This window comes from Vibrio sp. 3-2(1), from assembly GCF_963887575.1.
GTDB classification, from domain to species: domain Bacteria; phylum Pseudomonadota; class Gammaproteobacteria; order Enterobacterales; family Vibrionaceae; genus Vibrio; species Vibrio anguillarum.
Genome location: NZ_CAWPGB010000033.1, coordinates 134,521 through 155,575, shown reverse-complemented (window position 1 = coordinate 155,575; position 21,055 = coordinate 134,521). Strand labels below are relative to the sequence as shown.

Genomic DNA, 21,055 nt, shown 5'->3' with positions numbered 1-21,055 from the left:
AGTCAGCCTTTATTTCACTACGCTTTACTTGTTACAGAGCTGTTCTCTGCTGTTTGCTTTTTCAGTTGCTTATTCAACTTTCTAACTTGCAACTGAGACTTGAAGTAGAAGCTACTGCCAAGCAAACAAGCAAGTAAAAAACCAGAGACAAAGACAGTGCCAAGTAAAGTAGACAGGTGAAATTCGCCTTGAGCGATCAAATAGTTAAACGTCACAACTGCTTGATTTTGAGCCCCTAATGCTAAAGCAATCAAAAAAAGTGCAAGAATTAGAACGATTTTTATAATTTTCATATGCCACTACCTATCCAGTATTGATCTGGTCTGATTATGCAGGAAAATGGCCTTACAAACCATGTCTATTATGGATTCCTTTCTTAAAAAAACGGCATACTTAAGCTGTATGCCGTTTTTTAGAATACTCTCTAAATCGCTTTAGATATTCTCATTAACTCGCTCACGTAACTCTTTACCTGGCTTGAAATGAGGGACGAATTTGCCATCCAACACCACTTTATCACCGGTTTTAGGATTACGACCTACTCTAGGCTCACGATAGTGCAAAGAGAAACTACCAAATCCGCGAATTTCGATTCGCTCTCCGCTTTCTAAAGTTGATGCCATATGTTCAAGAATATCTTTCACAGCGTCTTCAATTTCTTTAGCAGATAGGTGCGTCTTCTCAGCACAGAGTCTTTCTATCAATTCAGACTTAGTCATAGTTTCCCTCATTACTTATCAAAGTAGGCACTAACTGAAAAAAAAGGAGCCTTACGGCCCCTTTTAGCGAGTTAGATTATTCGCCTTTAGCAGCCTTGAATGCATCAGCCATAGCATTACCAAACGCACCTTCATCAGCTTTGTTCAGAGTAGCCATTGCTTCTTGCTCATCAGCTTCATCTTTAGCTTTGATAGATAGGTTGATTACGCGGTTTTTACGGTCTACACCAGTAAATTTCGCTTCAACGCTGTCACCAACGCTTAGGACTAGAGACGCATCTTCAATACGGTCACGAGATGCTTCAGAAGCACGGATGTAACCTTCAACGCCGTCTACAAGTTCAATTGTAGCACCTTTCGCGTCAACTGCAGTAACAGTACCGTTAACTAGAGTACCTTTTTTGTTATCAGCAACATATGCGTTGAACGGGTCGTTTTCCATTTGCTTAACGCCAAGAGAAATACGCTCACGCTCTGCATCTACTGCTAGAACAACTGCAGAGATTTCATCGCCTTTCTTGTAATCACGTACCGCTTCTTCTCCAGGAACGTTCCAAGAGATGTCAGATAGGTGAACTAGACCGTCGATGCCGCCGTCTAGACCGATGAAGATACCGAAGTCAGTGATAGACTTGATCTTACCAGTAACTTTGTCGCCTTTAGCTTGCGCTTCAGCGAATGACTGCCATGGGTTAGCTTTACACTGTTTAAGACCTAGAGAGATACGACGACGCTCTTCGTCGATATCAAGAACCATAACCTCAACTTCGTCGCCAACATTAACAACTTTAGATGGGTGGATGTTCTTGTTAGTCCAATCCATTTCAGAAACGTGTACTAGACCTTCAACGCCTTCTTCGATTTCAACGAAGCAGCCGTAGTCAGTTAGATTTGTTACACGGCCAGATAGTTTATGACCTTCTGGGTAACGCTTAGCGATAGCTACCCATGGATCTTCGCCAAGTTGCTTAAGACCTAGTGATACGCGAGTACGATCACGATCAAACTTAAGAACTTTAACTAGGATTTCGTCACCAACGTTAACGATTTCTGATGGGTGTTTAACGCGTTTCCAAGCCATATCTGTGATATGTAGAAGACCATCAACACCACCAAGGTCAACGAATGCGCCGTAGTCAGTAAGGTTCTTAACGATACCTTTAACTTCAGTGCCTTCTTGTAGAGTTTCAAGAAGTTCGTCACGTTCAACGCTGCTTTCTGATTCGATAACAGCACGACGAGAAACAACAACGTTGTTACGTTTCTGGTCTAGTTTGATAACTTTGAACTCTAGCTCTTTGTTTTCTAGGTGAGTAGTGTCACGGATAGGACGCACGTCAACAAGAGAGCCTGGAAGGAAAGCACGGATACCGTTTAGTTCAACAGTGAAGCCACCTTTAACTTTACCATTGATAATACCAATAACAGTTTCAGCTTCTTCGTAAGCTTTCTCAAGAACGATCCAAGCTTCATGACGCTTAGCTTTCTCACGAGAAAGTTGAGTTTCACCGAAACCATCTTCAACAGCGTCTAGAGCAACGTCTACTTCAGAACCAACTTCAACTTCAAGTTCGCCAGCAGCGTTCTTGAACTGTTCAGCAGGGATAGCAGACTCAGACTTAAGACCAGCGTCAACAAGAACGAAACCATTCTCGATAGCGACTACAGTACCTTTAACGATTGTACCTTGTTGAAATTGTGTTTCGTTTAAAAACTCTTCAAAGAGTTGAGCAAAAGATTCAGTCATTTATTTAATCTTCAATAATTAAACTTCCATGGGTATCCTACCGCATGGGGTTATTAAATTCGCCAGTCATCATCCTTGCGACCGACGCTCTTACCTAGCAGAACTACTCTGCCAGCTTAGATTCTACGTATTGTAATGCTTCTTCTACAACTTCGTCGATAGACATTGAGGTTGAGTCAAGCAATAGCGCATCCTCTGCAGGGCGTAATGGGGCCACTGGGCGGTTACGATCTCGGTCGTCACGCTCTTGGATCTCGCTTAAAAGGGCGTCAAATTTAACATCTAGCCCTTTGAGTTGCAACTGCTTAAAGCGACGTTGGGCTCGCTCTTGCGCACTGGCATCGAGGAATATTTTCACTTCTGCTTGAGGAAACACAACGGTGCCCATATCACGTCCATCAGCAACCAGCCCCTGCCCTTTCGCAAAGGCTCGTTGGCGACGTAATAATGCCTCACGAACTCTAGGCAATGCCGCTACTTTTGATGCCGCCATTCCTGTCTCTTCTTTGCGCAATTCTTTCGATACGTCCTCACCTTCAAGAATCACTCTAACCAAGTCGCCTTCTGCGATAAATTGGACATCTAAATGTGTCGCCAGAGGAACAAGCGCTTCTTCCGACTCCGTATCCACACCGTGGTGAATCGCCGCCAATGCAAGAACGCGGTAAATAGCTCCAGAATCGAGCAAATGAAAGCCTAATTTCTTAGCCAACAACATACAAAGAGTGCCTTTACCTGCACCACTTGGTCCATCTACGGTAATTACCGGAGTGTGAGAGGACATGATTTACTCCACTTAGTTTTTATGCGGCTTGCTTGCTCGCTTTTGTCGGCGACAAATTATAGTGCTTATCCGTTACAGGCGCTAGGAAGGAATGGTGATATGACTGAAATTTCACAGTGATACAAGCGTCGCTTTTAGGGGGCGACGCTTTTGATAGAGACTTTTATAAAATGATACGCTCAGCGTTTTGCCTGACAGTAGCGGCACCAATGCCTTTCACCAAGCTCAGATCTTCTTTGGTTTTAAAATCGCCATTTTGTTGACGATATTCAACAATCGCTTGTGCTTTTTTAAGTCCAATACCTTTTAACAAAGTAGCAATTTCCTCAGCGGAAGCCTGATTTATATTAACCGTAATTTCAATGCCTTGGTGCGTTTCTACCACCTTTTCTTCTGCTAATGTCGGTGAAAGAGGCAATACGATACTTAGAAGTAACAACCCGAGTTTTGTTTTCAATTTCATATGAACATTTCCTTGTTTATTAATGGGTACCAATATTAATTGAGCTTGGAAATGAGAGGGAATCAAAAAGGTAGAAATTGAAATGGGCTGCATAAGCAGCCCATTTTGAGTTTCATATCAATTACATTACTAGCCTTTATTGGCTCACAACATAATATTCAATGTCTGTATTTTTACGCAAAGTTGTAAGTATCGCAGCCAAATCACGTTGGCTACCGATGCGCTCTAACTGAGCCGTAATTTGATCGTTGTACTGAGGTGTGACTTTAGCCTCAACCTTATGTAGTTCAACAAGAACAATATCACCGTTCATTGCTTTCGCTTGACCGTAAACCACACTATCTGTAGCGGGTTTAGGGAGAGAAAACACCGTACTCGCCAATGGAGAGCTACGATCAATCATTTCCAACTCAGCAAATTTTAACCCACGCTGTTCCAATAAGGATTGGTCACCTTGCTTTAGGGTATCAATCAATTTTGTGGCTAACTCAATCGCTTGTTGTTCGCCTTTGACTTTAGAAAGCTGAGTAACCACTTGCTCTTTCACTTCAGCCAAAGGAAGAACTATTTGTTCCCGAGCATCATCAACACGAACAACGATAACATGTTCTGGGGCAACTTCTAATACCTCAGAATTGAGCCTATCTTCTTTTACCTCTGGGCTTAGAATAGCTTGAAGAACAGCTGGATTTTTAAGAATTTCAGGCGCATCTTGCTGAGAAATAAAATCGGTTTTCTGAATCTTAGCTGAGATAGCGTTTGCTGCTTCATCCAGAGAGTCAGGTGATTCAAATGCCACTTTTTCTAGCTTAGTCTGCAACTCATAAAACTGATCTGCGGCCTTTTGGTCTACCATTTCAGCTTTGATTTCAGAGGCAACCTGTGCGTAGGGCTGTGCGATAGGGGCTTTAACATCATCAAGACGGATAATGTGATAGCCAAATTCAGATTTGACCAACCCTGTGATATCCCCTATCTGTTCGATAGCAAAGGCTGCTTGTTCAAAAGCTGGGTCCATCACATCATGTTCAATCCAACCTAGCGAACCACCCTCTTCTGCGCTTCCTACGTCTTCTGATTTTTCTTTCGCTAAAGTCGCGAAATCAGCGCCAGCATTCAGTTCATCGAGAATCGCCTGCGCTTTAGTTTTATCATCACCTTGAACCAAAATATGGCTTACTTTACGCTGTGCTTGAGTGGAGTATTTGTCTAAATGCTCTTGGTAGTACTGCTCGGCCTGTTCATCAGACACTACAATTTGGTTTTTCAATTGTTGGGCAGAAAGCTCGATATAAGCCACTTTAACCTGCTCTGGACGGGTATAGCGCTCTGCATTTTGTTGATAATATTGAGTAATTTCTTCATCACTCAACTCAACATTTTTAGCAAAGTCGCTGAGTGACAATGTGAGCGCACGGATATCACGGGTTTGAGAGATCAGTTCACTTTGCTGATTAACCTCACTCTGCAACGTAAATTCACTACCTTGGATAGCACTAAGTAACTGGTTACGGATAAGATCACGACGTAGATATTCTGCAAAGCTTTCAGCAGAGAAACCTGCACGGCGAAGAGCCGCTTGATAGATTTCTTGGTCAAACTTACCGCCAGTCTGGAATTGGGGCATGTCTAAAATCATTTTACGAACCTGATCATCGCTTACTCGTAAACCTAGTGATTGTGCATGCTGCTCCAACAATAAATCGTTAACCATACGATCAAGCACTGACTTACGAAATGACTCGACATACTGAGGATCAGCGAGCAAGTTAGCAAAATAATCCCCTAATTGGGATTGCATGCGATTGCGCTCGTTCTGGTACGCTTGTTCAAATTCACCACGGCCAATCTCACTATTGCCAACTTTAGCCGCAGCATTACTGCCACCGCTGACCAAGTAGCTACCGACACCTGCGAATACGAATGATAAGATAATCATTCCTAGAATAATTTTCACCGCGATGCTGTTCACGCCTTCGCGTAATCGATCCATCATAATCTAACTGCTCTCCGGATAAGAAGCTTCACACTTCAGCCTAAAAATTGAATAGCGCGATAATATCAGAAAAAGAAATGCGCATCAGTAGGATGCGCATAATTTCAAAAGGTTCGAATTAATTTTGCGCTTAAGCCGCAAAAAATAACGATTTTGATTAGTTGCAAGCGTCTTTAAGCGCTTTGCCTGCTTTGAAAGCAGGTACTTTTGCTTCTGCGATTTGGATCTCTTCACCCGTTTTAGGGTTACGACCCGTGCGCGCTGCACGAGTGCGAACGCTAAATGTACCAAAGCCAACAAGCGCTACTTGATCGCCAGATTGAAGAGTGCCACTAACGGCTTCGATGAATGCATCAAGAGCACGGCCTGCCGATGCTTTAGAGATGTCAGCGTTTTCTGCGATTTTTTCTACTAATTGTGTTTTATTCACTGTGATTCCCCTTTGCGTCACCCATTATTATTTTTTAACGGTGACTTTTCGTTCCATTAAGTTCCCAAACTAGCTTGAAGCCTTATTACATCTGGGCTGCAAGCTATAGGGGCTTACGTTAGCGCCCAAAAAAAACGCTGACAAGCCTTTTTAAGCCTATCAGCGTGATCTTTTACTTATTTTTGCTGCACATCACTATTTTTTAGCTTCAAATTCAACCCCAGAAGGGTCTCGTTCAAGTGCGATCTTCAAAACTTCATCAATCCATTGAACGGGAATGACTTTTAGATCAGCAATCACATTTGCAGGGATCTCTTCCAAATCACGCTCATTCTCTTTTGGGATCAATACGGTGGTGATACCACCACGATGTGCTGCGAGCAGTTTTTCTTTCAAACCACCGATAGGTAATACTTCACCACGCAACGTTATCTCACCCGTCATCGCGACTTCCGCTTTCACAGGATTACCCGTCAAGCTAGAGACAAGCGCCGTACACATAGCAATACCCGCGCTTGGGCCATCTTTTGGTGTTGCGCCTTCTGGCACGTGAACGTGAATGTCACGCTTTTCATAGAAATCAGCGTTAATCCCTAATTTCTCGGCGCGTGCGCGAACCACCGTCATCGCAGCTTGAATGGATTCTTGCATCACCTCGCCCAGAGAACCAGTTTGCGTCAACTTGCCTTTGCCAGGCATTGATTCGGTTTCAATAGTCAGCAAATCACCGCCTACTTCTGTCCATGCTAAACCCGTAACTTGGCCAATTTGGTTACTATCGTCGGCTTTGCCAAAATCACAACGTTGCACACCTAGAAACTCTTTTAAATTCTCTTGGTTGGCTACCACGGTTTTTATGTCTTTATTCAACAAGATTTTCTTCACCGCTTTACGGCAAATTTTTGAAATCTCTCGCTCTAAGCTTCGTACGCCCGCCTCACGTGTGTAATAACGGATAATACCAATGATGGCTGAATCTTCGATAACAATTTCATGAGGCTTCAAACCATTCCGCTCAACTTGCTTAGTCACTAGATGGCGTTTAGCAATATTCAGCTTTTCGTCTTCTGTATATCCGGAAAGGCGGATAACTTCCATACGGTCAAGCAGCGGACCTGGGATGTTCATTGAGTTTGATGTCGCAACAAACATGACATCAGACAAGTCATAGTCAACTTCTAAATAGTGATCGTTAAAGGTGCTATTTTGTTCAGGGTCAAGCACCTCCAACAATGCGGAAGATGGGTCACCACGCATATCTGAAGACATTTTGTCGATTTCATCAAGCAGGAACAGTGGGTTTTTCACGCCAACTTTCGCCATTTTTTGAATCAACTTACCCGGTAGAGAACCGATGTAAGTACGGCGGTGACCACGAATTTCTGCTTCATCACGCACTCCACCTAACGCCATACGGGTATATTGTCGACCTGTTGCCGCCGCTATCGAGCGGCCAAGAGACGTTTTACCAACGCCCGGGGGACCAACAAGACACAAAATTGGCCCTTTCAGCTTGTTGATACGACTTTGTACCGCGAGATATTCTAAAATACGCTCTTTGACACGATCTAAACCGTAGTGATCGGCATTTAAAATCTCTTCAGCTTTTGCCAAATCTTTCTTAACTTTTGAACGTTTTGCCCAAGGAACATTGACCATCCAATCAATATAGCTACGCACAACGGTTGCTTCTGCAGACATTGGAGACATCATCTTTAATTTCTGCAGCTCTTGTTCCGTTTTTTGGCGCGCTTCCTGCGGCATTTTGGAATCGTCAATCTTCTTCTTCAGCATTTCAAATTCATCAGGTGCGTCATCCATCTCACCTAATTCTTTCTGAATCGCTTTCATCTGCTCGTTGAGGTAATACTCACGCTGAGATTTTTCCATCTGCTTTTTAACGCGACCACGAATGCGTTTTTCAACCTGTAATAGATCGATCTCCGCTTCCATTTGTCCCATTAAAAATTCCAAACGTTCACTGACATCAACGATTTCGAGAACTTTTTGTTTTTCAATCAATTTCAATGGCATGTGAGCGGCGATGGTATCAGCCAAACGCGCTGCTTCATCAATCCCATTTAACGACGTTAATACTTCAGGCGGGATTTTCTTATTGAGTTTGATAAAACCATCAAATTGGTTGATTGCGCTGCGAACGACGACTTCCTGCTCTTTATCATCCAACTCAGGAGTGACAAGATACTGCGCTTCTGCGGAGAAAAATTCACGCTCGATGAAGCGATCAATTTTCGCTCGCTGTTGGCCTTCAACCAACACTTTCACGGTACCGTCAGGTAATTTCAGAAGTTGTAAAATCGTTGCAACTGTCCCGACTTCAAAAAGATCTTCAATTTTCGGTTCGTCGGTTTCCGCTTGCTTTTGTGCCACAAGTAACACTTGCTTGTTGTTATCCATCGCCGCTTCAAGGCATTGGATGGATTTTTCTCTGCCAACAAACAAAGGAATGACCATGTGAGGATAAACCACCACGTCACGTAGAGGTAGTACGGGGATCTCGATACGCTCGGAACGTTCCAAGTTCATATTATTCTCTCTTCCGCTTCAACTGATTACCGAGTATATGGGGGCTAACTCACTGGATTCAATAACAGAATAAAAAAAAGGAGGTATTTGCTACCTCCTTTAAATATTTCTGATTGAGATTTACTCTGCGCCAGCCGCTTGGCTCTCATTTCCGCTGTAAATTAGTAGCGGTTGTGATTCACCATTAATAACTGATTCATCGATAACCACTTTGCTGACATCGTTTACCGATGGCAGTTCATACATGGTTTCGAGTAGTACACCTTCCAATATTGAGCGTAAACCACGTGCGCCCGTTTTGCGGTTCATTGCTTTTTTTGCAATGGCGCGCAATGCGTCTTCACGAAACTCTAGGTCAACGTTCTCTAACTCAAACAAGGCTGCGTACTGTTTCGTCAGCGCGTTTTTCGGCTCACACAGGATTTGAATCAGTGCTTCTTCATCCAGCTCTGTCAAGGTAGCCGTTACGGGAAGACGACCGATAAATTCAGGGATCAACCCATATTTTACCAAATCTTCAGGCTCTACTTGATTGAACAACTCACCGATAGTTTTGGTTTCATCTTTAGAGCGAACTTCCGCACCAAAGCCAATACCTGAACCTGTCGCAACACGTTGTTCAATCACTTTATCTAGGCCCGCAAATGCACCACCACAGATAAAGAGGATTTTGGATGTGTCTACCTGTAAAAACTCTTGTTGTGGATGCTTACGGCCACCTTGCGGCGGAACCGAAGCGATAGTGCCTTCCACCAATTTCAACAGCGCTTGCTGAACCCCTTCACCTGAGACATCTCGGGTAATTGAAGGATTTTCTGCTTTACGAGAAATCTTATCAATTTCATCGATGTAGACGATACCACGTTCCGCTTTTGCAACGTCATAATCACATTTTTGCAGCAGCTTTTGGATGATGTTTTCAACATCTTCGCCGACATAACCTGCTTCAGTTAATGTGGTGGCGTCTGCCATTGTGAAAGGTACGTCTAGGAAACGAGCTAATGTTTCTGCAAGCAGTGTTTTACCACTACCTGTTGGGCCAATAAGAAGAATATTACTCTTACCTAACTCAACCCCATCGCTCGTTTTATCACCGTTTCGTAAACGCTTGTAGTGATTATATACGGCCACTGCGAGCACTTTTTTTGCATGTTCCTGGCCAATCACATAGTCATCAAGATGTTCACGGATCTTATGCGGCGTAGGTAACGCCTCAGATTCCTTTTTTGGCAGAACATCCTTAATCTCTTCACGAATGATGTCGTTACATAAATCAACGCATTCATCACAGATGTAAACAGAAGGACCGGCGATCAGCTTGCGAACTTCGTGCTGGCTTTTGCCACAGAAAGAGCAATACAACAGTTTACTACTACCGCTCTCTTTGCTTTTGTCTGTCATTCGCTAACCTCTTAGCCTTTACTTTTAATCGTCTGAGTGTAACTCAAATTACGCCAAAATGCGTTAAACAATTCTGAGAACTGTTATTCGCCGCGGTGACGCAAGACTGCATCGACTAAACCGTATTCCACAGCTTGGTCAGCAGACATAAAGTTATCACGGTCGGTATCACGCTCGATAACTTCAAGCGGTTGGCCTGTATGCTCAGCAAGCAATTTGTTGAGTTTTTGCTTGATGGTAAGGATCTCTTGAGCATGGATCTGGATATCCGAAGCTTGGCCTTGGAAACCACCTAACGGCTGATGAATCATCACGCGTGAGTTAGGCAACACATAACGTTTCCCCGGAGCGCCACCAGCCAATAGGAATGCTCCCATTGAACAAGCTTGGCCCATACAAACAGTGCTAACATTCGGCTTGATGAACTGCATGGTGTCATAAATTGACATACCAGCAGTCACACTACCTCCTGGCGAGTTGATGTAGAGGAAAATATCTTTATCAGGGTTTTCCGATTCTAAAAACAACAGCTGCGCTACAACAAGGTTAGCCATGTGATCTTCAACTTGACCCGTTAAGAAAATCACTCGTTCTTTGAGTAGGCGAGAATAAATATCGTATGAGCGCTCACCGCGGGAAGTCTGCTCAACCACCATGGGTACTAGCGCGTCAAAAATTGGCGACATTGCGTTTTTTTCTTGGTAGCTCATATTGTTATGTCCCTAAAATAAATGGCCCGAATGATGGGTATCACACGGACCATTGTTAGCAGAATAGTTAACCTGTAGTCAACCACCTACGCTACATATTGCTTATTAAGCAGGTTGCTGGTTCATTAGCTCATTGAAGCTAACAGCCTTTTCAGAAACCTGTGCTTTAGCAATGATCGCGTCGATTGCTTGCTCTTCTAGAGCAAGGTTACGCATGTTGTTCATCATTTGCTGATTTTGAGAATAGTATGCCATTACTTCAGCTGGATCTTCGTACGCTGTTGCCATCTCTTCGATCAATGCTTTCACTTTATCTTCGTCAGCTTTTAGCTCTTCAGACTTGATCACTTCACCAAGAAGTAGGCCAACCACTACGCGACGTTTTGCTTGTTCTTCGAACAATTCACGTGGTAGTTGAGCGGCCGCTTCTGGGTTACCGCCAAAGCGTTGTGCAGCTTGTTGACGCAGTACGTCGATCTCTTGATCGATCAGTGCAGAAGGAACATTGATATCGTTCTCTTTTACTAGACCTTCAATCGCTTGCTCTTTAATGCGGTTTTTTACTGCTTGCTTAAGTTCACGTTCCATATTCTTGCGAACTTCAGCTTTCAGCGCTTCAACGCCACCTTCAGCGACACCGAATTTGGCAACGAACTCGTCGTTTAACTCTGGTAATTCACGCACTTCAACTTTGTTGATTTTAATTGCGAATTTCGCCGCTTTACCTTTTAGATTTTCCGCGTGGTAATCTTCAGGGAAGTTAACGTCGATTTCAAATTCCATACCTTTGGTTTTGCCAACGATACCGTCTTCAAAACCAGGGATCATGCGACCTGCACCCATTTCTAGAGGGAAGTTTTCAGCTTTACCGCCTTCAAACTCAACGCCATCAATAGAACCAACGAAATCGATCGTCGCGCGCGAACCCGCTTCCGCAGCTGCGTCTACTTCTTTCCACGTTGCTTGTTGCTTGCGTAACGTTTCTAGCATCTCAGCAACGTCTTCTTCCTTCACTTCAACCGCTGGTTTTTCAACAGTGATGTTTTCTAGACCTTTTAACTCAACTTCTGGATATACTTCAAAAGTTGCATTGAAAACAAGGTCTTGGCCTTCTTCGATAGAAACTGGTGCGAATGTTGGTGCACCTGCTGGGTTGATTTTCTCTTTTACGATAGCTTCAATGAAGTGGCGTTGCATCACTTCGCCCATGACGTCTTGACGTACCGCTTTACCGTACATTTGCGCAACCATTTTCAAAGGCACTTTGCCTTTGCGGAAACCATCGAAACGACGATTCTTAGCGATATTGCGTAGCTCTTTTGTAACTGCATCTTCGATGTTAGCAGCAGGAACAGTAATATTCAGACGGCGCTCTAGGCCTTCTAGCGTTTCAACAGTAACTTGCATTATTTATAAACCTCAAAACTGGCCCAGTATTTCTGAGCAATATGAGCCGCAACTTAGGCGATGCCTTGTGCTTGGCTGCATCCTTGTGTTGTGCTCTATCCGAACACTTATATTAAAACCAGCATCAACATTGGCCAAAAGACCCAATATTGGACTAATAAGCGATATCTTTAGAGACTCTAATGCATCACAAAAGGTATCTCTGATTAGTCTCAGGACAGAAAATTTAGACGCGACATTCTACCGACCAGAATCAGTGCTGTCGAGCCAATCACCGCAGAGAGATGATTCCGTACCCTAAATTGCTTTCTAAGTGCTAAAAATTCCACCAACGTGAAAAAGCACAGTTTTGAAATGGGGACAATAAAGGCTTTTTCAAGGGAATCGAGGCTTTTTTTACCCCAAAAGCGTAAAAAGAGATCTTGCTCCTGTTTTGCACCCCACAATTGCGCTCTTTTTAAACATCACCCAAAGGAAAACCAGTAGAATTATGAGTCAATGCTGGGAGCATTATCACTTGCAAAAATGAATATCTCTCGCAAAAGAACTGCCCTTGTCGCGCCGCTGAACATGGAGAAAGGATGCTACATATTCGCCGAGTAAACCTTATTTTTGTAACGTTATTCCTTTTGTCTACCGCGGCTGGGGCGCATTTTGTTTGGCGGCACAACTACCAAAGTTTATTGATTGAACATCAAGCTCAGCTAGAGCGATTCTCTAGCCACATCACCACAAAACTTGATAAATATGCACATATCCCAAGATTGCTAGCCAAAGATAAAGAACTCATTGACGCTTTACACAGCCCCAGCAATAGCGCCCAAATTGAAATCACTAATCGCTATTTAGAACAGGTCAATGAAGTGATTCAAGCCGCTGACACCTACCTCATCGACCAATATGGCGACACGATCGCAGCAAGTAACTGGCACCTCACTCACTCATTTATTGGCCGAAACTTCGCTTGGCGGCCTTACTTTAAAACGGCCATAACTGGGCAAGAGAGCCAATATTTTGCGTTAGGATCAACATCGGGGCAACGAGGATATTACTACTCCTACCCTATCGTTTATGCCGCAGATGTCATTGGCGTAGTGGTAGTGAAGATGGACCTTTCCGCGATTGAGGAAAACTGGCAGAGCAAACAAAGCTATTTTGTCGCCACCGACAGCAACAACATTATTTTCATGTCCAGCCAACCGGAGTGGCTGTTTAAAAGTGTTGCCATGCTGAGCGAGAGCGATCGAATTGCGGTTCAAAATAGCCGCCAATATCTTGATACCTCCATTCGCTCACTCGGATTGATCGGCGATTTCAGCGCATCCGTTGCCGAATGGGAAAATCCTTATCAAACTTGGATTAAAGGCGATTTCATCGTTTCAACCAAACCGCTGCCCAGTATCGGGCTAAACATTCGGGTTTTATCGCCCAAAATAAACATTTTCTGGGATAGCTTTGGATTTACTCTGATCAACAGCATGCTGTTTGCCATCGTCTACTTAGGGCTATTACTGGTTCATCACCGCCAACTTAAACAGCGCCAAATCGAACAGTTACAGTCTGAAGCAAAACAAAAATTAGAGTTTCTGGTGATGGAGCGAACCTCTGCACTGCACGCGGAAATTGCGGAGCGAAGTAAAACAGAGAGCATGTTACGCCAAACTCAAGATGAATTGATTCAAGCAGCGAAACTGGCTGTGCTTGGGCAAATGTCCGCCAGTATTAGTCACGAGCTGAATAATCCACTGGCCGCTATCCGCAGTTTTGCCGACAATGGGCGGCGTTTTTTAGCCAATGGTAAGCCGGAACGGACCGATGACAACTTGACTCGCATTTCAGCGCTCACCGAACGCATGGCTAAAATCAGTGAACAGCTCAAATCGTTTGCGCGAAAAAGTAACACCGATGAGAAAGTGAACGCGCAATTATTACCGATTATTTTGTCGACAAAAGAGTTGATGCAACCGCAATTTAAATCGAATTTGATTCAGTTTGAAATGGAATTACCCGCGATGGATCTTTGGGTGCGTGTCAATCCAATCCAACTAGAACAAGTCTTGATTAACTTGCTAACCAACGCGATGCAGGCCCTTGAGGAACAACATCAAAAATGTGTTCGTTTGAGCACTCAGTGCAAGGCCTCTCAAGTGTTGATCCATATTGATGATAACGGCCCGGGAATTACACAAGAAAAAATAGCCCATCTTTTCGAACCGTTTTTCACCACGAAAAAAAATGGCTTAGGCTTAGGCTTGTCGATTTCACAGCAGATAATACAAAGCATGGACGGTGAGTTAACGATGGCCAGTTCACCGCAGTGTGGGGCGCGATTTTCAGTCTCTCTACCGATCGTTACGCCAAGCTCGTGATTTACAGACAAAGTATGGTTTAAAGATAAAAAGCAGTTAAGGACAACCAATGTGTGATGTATTTTTTATCGATGATGAGGCGGATATCCGTATCGCCATTGCGCAAAGTTTCGAGCTCGCCGACCTCACAGCGCGGTTATTTTCCAGTACGGAAGAAGCCTTACTGGCGGCCAAAGCCGACGGGCTGCCTCTTGTGGTGGTGAGCGATATTTGCTTACCTGGCCTCAGTGGCCAGAGCTTACTCAACTCGATTCATCATCAAGATGCTGAGGTCCCTGTTATTTTGATCACAGGACATGGCGATATTTCGATGGCCGTACAAGCGATGCACGATGGCGCATACGATTTTATCGAAAAACCTTTTGCTACTGAACGCTTGATAGAAACCATCCACCGCGCGATAGAAAAACGCCACTTAACGTTAGAAAATCAGCAGCTAAAACGCAGCTTAAAAGCGAGCCAAACTCTTGGACCACGCATTATCGGTAATACTGGCAACATCCAAGCGTTAAGGGACACCATCACTCATGTCGCCGACACTCAGGCTGATATTCTACTGTTTGGCGAAACTGGTACAGGAAAAGAGCTGGTTGCTCGATCGTTACATGAGCAGAGTTCTCGCCGCGAGCTCAATTTCGTCGCACTGAACTGCGGCGCAGTGCCTGAAAATTTGATAGAAAGTGAACTTTACGGCCATGAAAAAGGCGCCTTTACTGGCGCTGAAACCAAACGCATTGGTAAATTTGAACACGCACAAGGCGGCACCTTATTTCTGGACGAGATTGAATCAATGCCGATGCAGGCACAAATTCGTTTATTACGCGTATTGCAAGAAAGAGTCATTGAACGAGTTGGGTCCAATACCTTGATTCCTCTGGATATTCGAGTCATCGCCGCAACAAAAGTCGATTTAAAGCAAGCAGCTCAAGCAGGAACCTTTCGTCAAGATCTCTACTATCGCTTAAACATTGTCACATTAGATATTCCACCACTTCGCCAACGTAAAGAGGATATTCCTGCCCTTTTCCATCACTTTTTGTTAGTGGCCGCGGCTCGTTACGGTAAAGCGGCAACCGCACTCTCTCAACCTGAAATGCAGCGCTTAATCAGCCATGACTGGCCGGGAAACGTGCGCGAACTACGCAACGCCGCAGAGCGCTATGTGCTATTGGGGAAACTGGCTCAGTTAGGCGACAGCGAGCCATCACAAAAGTTACCCACCCATTTAGTCGAACAAGTGGCCGAATTTGAAAAATCAGTGATTGAACAAGCATTGATTGAGTGTGGTGGGCGTATCAATGAAACAATGGAAAGGCTCAACGTACCGCGTAAAACGTTGTACGACAAAATGCAGCGTTACGGATTAGACAAAGAGCTCTATAAAATATAGAGCTCTAATAACATGCCGCAGCCATAGAAATTTCAGGTCAGCATTTTGGTTACTTAGTGATGATTTCCGGCCCCATTAAGGTGGTTGGTAACCAAGTGGAAATCCAAGGCACGTAGGTCACAATCATCAAAAATAGGAACATAATCGCCACCCACGGTAGCGCCGCTTTCACCACATTCATCATCGACATTTTGGCAACCCCTGCGGTGACAAACAAGTTTAACCCGACGGGCGGTGTGATCATCCCTATTTCCATGTTCACCACCATCATGATCCCAAGGTGAATGGGGTCAATACCGAGTGCGATGGCGATGGGGAAGACCAATGGAGCAACAATGATCAGCAGCCCTGATGGCTCCATAAACTGACCACCAAGTAGCAGTAATATGTTGACTACAATCAAAAATGTTATAGGCCCGAGACCGGCGGAAAGCATCGATTCAGCAATAATTTGCGGAATGCGCTCTTCGGTCAGAACATGTTTCAATATCAATGCATTGGCGATGATAAACAGCAGCATGATGGTCAGTTTACCAGCGTCAAACAAAGTCGCTTGCGTATCTTTATGGAAAAAGGCTTGCACGATTTTGACCAAGGCAGGTTTGGTATTTTCTTTGTCGGCGAACGGCCCCATATCTTTGTAAACAAAATTGGCAATCAAGAAAGCGTATACCGCTGCCACCGCAGCCGCTTCGGTTGGCGTAAAGATACCACCGTAAATCCCGCCGAGAATGATCACCACCAGCAACAAACCCCAGCTGGCATCTTTGGCGGCGAAGATCGCTTCTTTCCAACCCACAAAAGGTTGTTTCGGCAGGTTTTTAATTCGTGCAAAAATGTAGATAGCAACAATCAGCATCAAACCCGCTAATAAACCTGGGATCACACCGCCTAAAAACATGCGCCCTACCGATACATCAGTGGCAGCGGCGTACACGACCATTACAATCGAAGGTGGGATCAAGATGCCCAGTGTGCCAGCATTACAAATAACCCCAGCGGCAAACTCTTTGCTGTAGCCATTTTTAACCATTCCGGCAATAACAATACTGCCGATCGCCACCACTGTCGCCGGTGAAGAACCTGACAGCGCTGCAAACATCATACAGGCCACTACCGAAGCAATCGCAAGCCCTCCTCGAAACCAACCCACCATAGCGATAGCGAAACGGATAATGCGTTTTGCCACACCTCCGGTTGACATAAAGCTGGAAGCCAAAATAAAAAATGGAATCGCAAGCAAAGTGTAATGGCCTTCAAAAGCATTAAACAAGGTTTGAGCCACTGACGCTAAAGAAGTATCGGAGTGCCAAAGTAGGAACAGAACGCTGGATAATCCGAGCGAGATAGCAATGGGTACACCGACTAACATAAAGCCGATGACCATAACAAACAGCAGTAAAATATCCATGAATTAACGCTCCTTGCGAGAATCAATAGGCGGGGTCGCTTCGCGGTTCGGCTCTAACATGGTCTCGCTCACTTGAGCCATTTCCGCTTTCAGCGCTTCAAGATCTTCCTCGGCTTCATGGCCAGAAATCATTCTGTCTAACTTACCGCTGAGAATTTGATAGGCGATTTGTAAAAAGCGAAAAGTGAGTAATCCCATTCCGATAGGCAATGCCATGTATGGAATAAAGCGCGGCATTTTTTCATAGCGCTCCCCTTCATTGAGCCAATCGGAGAGAAATTGCAGCATTTCCGGCATAGGAATATCGTCGGTTTCATACCAAGCACGCTCAGTCGCAAACGGATACCAGTAATTCCACGAACCGATGAGCAGTAAAATAGAAAAGGTTAAACAACAAGCCACCGCGACCAGTGCAGACACTTTTCGCATGGTTGCAGGCACCATGTTAATGACCACATCAACTCCGATGTGAAAGTGTTTCTTTACCCCATAGGACGCACCAACCAGTACCATCCATGCAAACATGAACACGGTTAATTCCAATGCCCATAAAATGTTGCCGTTAAAAACATAGCGATAAACAACGTTAACGAACGTTAATAAGGTCATCGAGCCCAAGAAGAATGCAATCAGCATTTCTTCAATCGCATCGGTAAATCGGCCGACTTTAGAGAAAAAAGAGTGTTCCATGTGATACATCGCTCTCATAGTAATTATCGGAATTGACTCAAGGTCACCGCACGGCTTCAGGTTAGTTATCAATGAGACGAGCAATAAACGCGTTGAGTCCAACCCCACCACGCAAGGTGGGGTTGGAGGCTGATTATTTGTTTGAAGCCAGCGCTGCCTCAATCAAATCTGAACCGATGTCTTTTTCAAATTTCTGCCACACAGGCTTCAGCGTTGTAACCCATTGCTGGCGCTGTTCAGGTGTGAGAGTGCGGATCACGCCTCCGGCTTCCAACACGTATTGTCTATTTTGGAGCTCGACTTTATTTGATTCCGCATTACGTGCTTCAGTGACTTCTTTTAAAATGGTCGCGAACTGGTCACGCACGTCGGCTGGTAGGCTGTCCCACCACTTGGTTGACGTCACCACTAGGTAGTCCAAAATGCCGTGATCGGTTTCGGTAATGCCATCTTGCACTTCAAAGAATTTCTTACCGTAAATGTTGGACCATGTATTTTCTTGACCATCAATAACTTTAGTTTGCAAACCGCCATACACTTCTGCAAAAGACATTTTTTGCGGGTTTGCACCAAGCTGCTCAAACTGAGCCACCAGTACATCAGATGCTTGCACGCGGAACTTTAATCCTTTTGCATCCGCTGGAACGAGTAGAGGTTTATTGGCTGACATCTGTTTCATACCGTTATGCCAAAACTCCAACCCTTTCACACCACGACGTTTCATTGAATTCTTTAGTTTTTCACCGTCAGCCGAGCTTTGGAAACGGTCAACTGCGTCCACATCCTCAAATAGGAATGGCAGGTCAAAAATACGGAATTTTTTGGTGAATTTTTCAAATTTTGATAATGAAGGCGCCGCTAGCTGCACATCGCCGTTGAGCATGGCTTCCAATACTTTGTCGTCATCGTATAAGGTTGAATTAGGGAAAACTTGTAGGCAAGCCTTACCATTCATCTCCTTATTAACACGCTCTTCAAGCAGCGAAGCCGCAATGCCTTTAGGGTGCTTATCTGTATTCGTGACGTGGCTAAACTTAATGACGATTTCGCCGGGGTCGCAATTTGCGGCCGCATTAAAACTGGTTACAGCAAGAATGGAAGCGGTCAGCAAAGTCAGTGGCTTTAACATTATTATTCTCCTTGATTGAATATATCAGCCCCATCAATGGGTGCTGGTTGTTTTCTATAAGGCAATTAACAAGCCAACATGACACATTCCATTAACAAGCCAGTAACCATAAGGTGTCACCAGCTATTCAGTTAACAACAACCCATAGAATCTTATGATAGAAAGCAAAAATGGGTAGAAAATGACCCAAGGAATATGAATTTTGGGTGGGAAATGACACCCAGCTAAATCCATCAAAGGGCGGCGATGAGAATGACAAAAAAATGTGAAACAGGAAGGAAGCGCACCCTCCGCCCAAACAGCAAGCCTAGTTTGGGCACTCCCCCCGAGCTCTTTATCGGAGAGCGCGCTAATTGGTTAGAACCGACAGATTATGTTAGTAGCACACTGAAAGTGGTGTGCTACAAAAAAGAAGAGGGTGAGCAGGCAGGCTAAAAAACCTACCCACTCTGGGGGTTAGGGCTACATCGCAGCTTTCACCGCTTTCGCTAGTTTTTGTGCTGCTTGTTTTGGATCCGCTTTTGGATCATTGAAGAAGTTCGTTACGACATCAAAAATCGCGCCTTGGGCATAGCTGGTTGTCGACATACCATGGGCAATACTGGGCACAAGGTTGTTGGACTTAGCCGTCGCTTTAAAGGCCGCCATTGAGTCCAACGCGCACTGGTCAAATTTTGACATATTCATATCTGTGCGTACCGGGATCGAGCCTTTGTTGAGGTTAAATACCTCTTGGAATTTAGGATCTAGGATCGTGGCGGCTAGCGCTTTTTGCGCCTGCTTATTGTCTGCATCAGTTAGCTCAAAAAAGACAAAACTATCGACATTATGGATAAATTGATCGGCCGTACCTGGCGCGGCCACGCACAGGTAATCTTTACCCGCAACTTTGCCCGCTGCGGTAAACTCCCCTTTTGCCCAGTCGCCCATGATCTGCATCGCCGCTTCACCATTTATCACCATTGAAGTCGCAACGTTCCAATCACGGCCTGGAGAGTTAACATCAATGTAGTCATGAACTTTTTTAAACTGGCTGAACACGTCAACCATTTTGTCGCCCGCGAGCACAGCCATATCAAGCTCAACAAATGCTTTCACGTAATCTTGTGAGCCAAGAACGCTCAACGCCACCGTTTCAAAAACCGTCGCGTCTTGCCAAGGTTGACCACCGTGCGCCAGTGGCACATAACCCGCGGCTTTGATCTTATCGCCCGCAACAAAAAACTCGTCTAACGTAGTTGGCACTTTAGCACCCACTTTAGCCAGTACCGCAGGGTTAACCCACAACCAGTTGACGCGATGCACGTTAACTGGCACGGCCACATACTGGCCATTCCACTTCATGACATTGGTGATCATCGGTGGTACGACTTCATCCCAACCACCCTGTTTGGCTACGTCATTAAGGTTCGTGAGAAAACCAAGCCCCGCCCATTCTTGAATATCGTGTCCTTTAATTTGAGCCGCCGACGGTGGGTTACCCGACACCGCGCGCGTTTTCAATACCGTCATGGCACTTTCACCACCACCACCTGCGACAGCGAAATCTTTCCAACTATGGCCTTGCTGCTCCAACATTTCGGTGAGCACAGCTATCGACTTGGCTTCACCACCGGAAGTCCACCAATGGAGTACTTCCACTTCACCAGCGTGAGTCGAAGGGATGAAAGAGACAGAGAGGAAAGATAAAGCAAGCAGAGTGTTATGAAATTTCATCATCATCTTCCTTGGTTTTGATTCGGCAAACCTGATTCGCAAACTTTTATTAACCATTAAAGTGCTGATCGTTTACCTACTAGTCTAATCAAAGAAAATTTTTTTCGTTGAAACAAACCGTAATTTTAACGTAACGAAAGCGTTAC

Annotated in this window: 17 protein-coding genes; 2 read left to right on the top strand and 15 right to left on the bottom strand. The window is 44.6% G+C overall.

All coding sequences use genetic code 11. The annotated features are described in order from the left end of the window. Window positions 1–17 precede the first annotated feature (17 nt). The 11 genes from AACQ79_RS11760 to tig all read right to left on the bottom strand — a co-directional run bounded on the left by AACQ79_RS11760 (window position 18) and on the right by tig (window position 12,204). A complete protein-coding gene (locus AACQ79_RS11760; protein WP_017044598.1) occupies window positions 18–293 on the bottom strand; it encodes a LapA family protein in 276 nt (91 codons plus the stop codon). A 141-nt stretch (window positions 294–434) separates the two neighbouring features. After that, entirely contained in the window at window positions 435–719 is a 285-nt protein-coding gene (gene ihfB, locus AACQ79_RS11755; RefSeq protein ID WP_010317449.1) for an integration host factor subunit beta, read from the bottom strand. Window positions 720–795: 76 nt separating this feature from the next. Next, window positions 796–2,466, bottom strand: coding sequence for a 30S ribosomal protein S1 (gene rpsA / locus AACQ79_RS11750; RefSeq protein WP_013857179.1), 1,671 nt, complete (start codon window positions 2,464–2,466; stop codon window positions 796–798). Window positions 2,467–2,569: 103 nt separating this feature from the next. Further along, complete coding sequence (gene cmk, locus AACQ79_RS11745) at window positions 2,570–3,250, bottom strand: (d)CMP kinase (protein ID WP_013857180.1); 681 nt, start codon at window positions 3,248–3,250, stop codon at window positions 2,570–2,572. Between the two features lie 163 nt (window positions 3,251–3,413). Further along, window positions 3,414–3,713, bottom strand: coding sequence for a ComEA family DNA-binding protein (locus AACQ79_RS11740; RefSeq protein ID WP_017044597.1), 300 nt, complete (start codon window positions 3,711–3,713; stop codon window positions 3,414–3,416). 136 nt (window positions 3,714–3,849) lie between these two features. Then, on the bottom strand, window positions 3,850–5,709 hold the full coding sequence (ppiD, locus tag AACQ79_RS11735) for a peptidylprolyl isomerase (protein WP_170899130.1): 1,860 nt from the start codon (window positions 5,707–5,709) through the stop codon (window positions 3,850–3,852). A 157-nt stretch (window positions 5,710–5,866) separates the two neighbouring features. Continuing rightward, entirely contained in the window at window positions 5,867–6,139 is a 273-nt protein-coding gene (locus AACQ79_RS11730; RefSeq protein WP_026027116.1) for an HU family DNA-binding protein, read from the bottom strand. Between the two features lie 195 nt (window positions 6,140–6,334). Beyond that, a complete protein-coding gene (gene lon / locus AACQ79_RS11725; RefSeq protein ID WP_013857184.1) occupies window positions 6,335–8,686 on the bottom strand; it encodes an endopeptidase La in 2,352 nt (783 codons plus the stop codon). Between the two features lie 120 nt (window positions 8,687–8,806). Further along, window positions 8,807–10,087, bottom strand: coding sequence for an ATP-dependent protease ATP-binding subunit ClpX (clpX, locus tag AACQ79_RS11720; RefSeq protein ID WP_013857185.1), 1,281 nt, complete (start codon window positions 10,085–10,087; stop codon window positions 8,807–8,809). An 83-nt stretch (window positions 10,088–10,170) separates the two neighbouring features. Next, the gene (gene clpP / locus AACQ79_RS11715; RefSeq protein ID WP_010317461.1) at window positions 10,171–10,797 is read right to left on the bottom strand and encodes an ATP-dependent Clp endopeptidase proteolytic subunit ClpP; all 627 of its coding nucleotides are present in this window, start codon (window positions 10,795–10,797) and stop codon (window positions 10,171–10,173) included. 105 nt (window positions 10,798–10,902) lie between these two features. Further along, on the bottom strand, window positions 10,903–12,204 hold the full coding sequence (gene tig, locus AACQ79_RS11710) for a trigger factor (RefSeq protein ID WP_013857186.1): 1,302 nt from the start codon (window positions 12,202–12,204) through the stop codon (window positions 10,903–10,905). Between the two features lie 581 nt (window positions 12,205–12,785). Between tig and AACQ79_RS11705 the strand changes: the two genes are divergently transcribed. Further along, the gene (locus AACQ79_RS11705) at window positions 12,786–14,573 is read left to right on the top strand and encodes an ATP-binding protein (RefSeq protein WP_170899129.1); all 1,788 of its coding nucleotides are present in this window, start codon (window positions 12,786–12,788) and stop codon (window positions 14,571–14,573) included. Window positions 14,574–14,622: 49 nt separating this feature from the next. Then, window positions 14,623–15,963: a sigma-54-dependent transcriptional regulator gene (locus tag AACQ79_RS11700; protein ID WP_170899128.1), complete on the top strand. Its 1,341-nt coding sequence runs from the start codon at window positions 14,623–14,625 to the stop codon at window positions 15,961–15,963. A 49-nt stretch (window positions 15,964–16,012) separates the two neighbouring features. On the opposite strand, the gene AACQ79_RS11695 is transcribed toward AACQ79_RS11700, so the two are convergent. From AACQ79_RS11695 to AACQ79_RS11680, 4 genes are all read right to left on the bottom strand, one after another. Further along, window positions 16,013–17,374, bottom strand: a complete 1,362-nt coding sequence (locus tag AACQ79_RS11695) for a TRAP transporter large permease (protein WP_013857190.1) — start codon at window positions 17,372–17,374, stop codon at window positions 16,013–16,015. A gap of 3 nt (window positions 17,375–17,377) precedes the next feature. Further along, window positions 17,378–18,064 (bottom strand): TRAP transporter small permease, encoded by a 687-nt coding sequence (locus tag AACQ79_RS11690; protein WP_026028632.1) that lies wholly within the window; start codon window positions 18,062–18,064, stop codon window positions 17,378–17,380. A 133-nt stretch (window positions 18,065–18,197) separates the two neighbouring features. Then, on the bottom strand, window positions 18,198–19,193 hold the full coding sequence (locus tag AACQ79_RS11685) for a TRAP transporter substrate-binding protein (protein ID WP_094133676.1): 996 nt from the start codon (window positions 19,191–19,193) through the stop codon (window positions 18,198–18,200). Window positions 19,194–19,655: 462 nt separating this feature from the next. Continuing rightward, on the bottom strand, window positions 19,656–20,909 hold the full coding sequence (locus tag AACQ79_RS11680) for an ABC transporter substrate-binding protein (RefSeq protein ID WP_026027514.1): 1,254 nt from the start codon (window positions 20,907–20,909) through the stop codon (window positions 19,656–19,658). Between the last annotated feature and the right edge of the window lie 146 nt (window positions 20,910–21,055).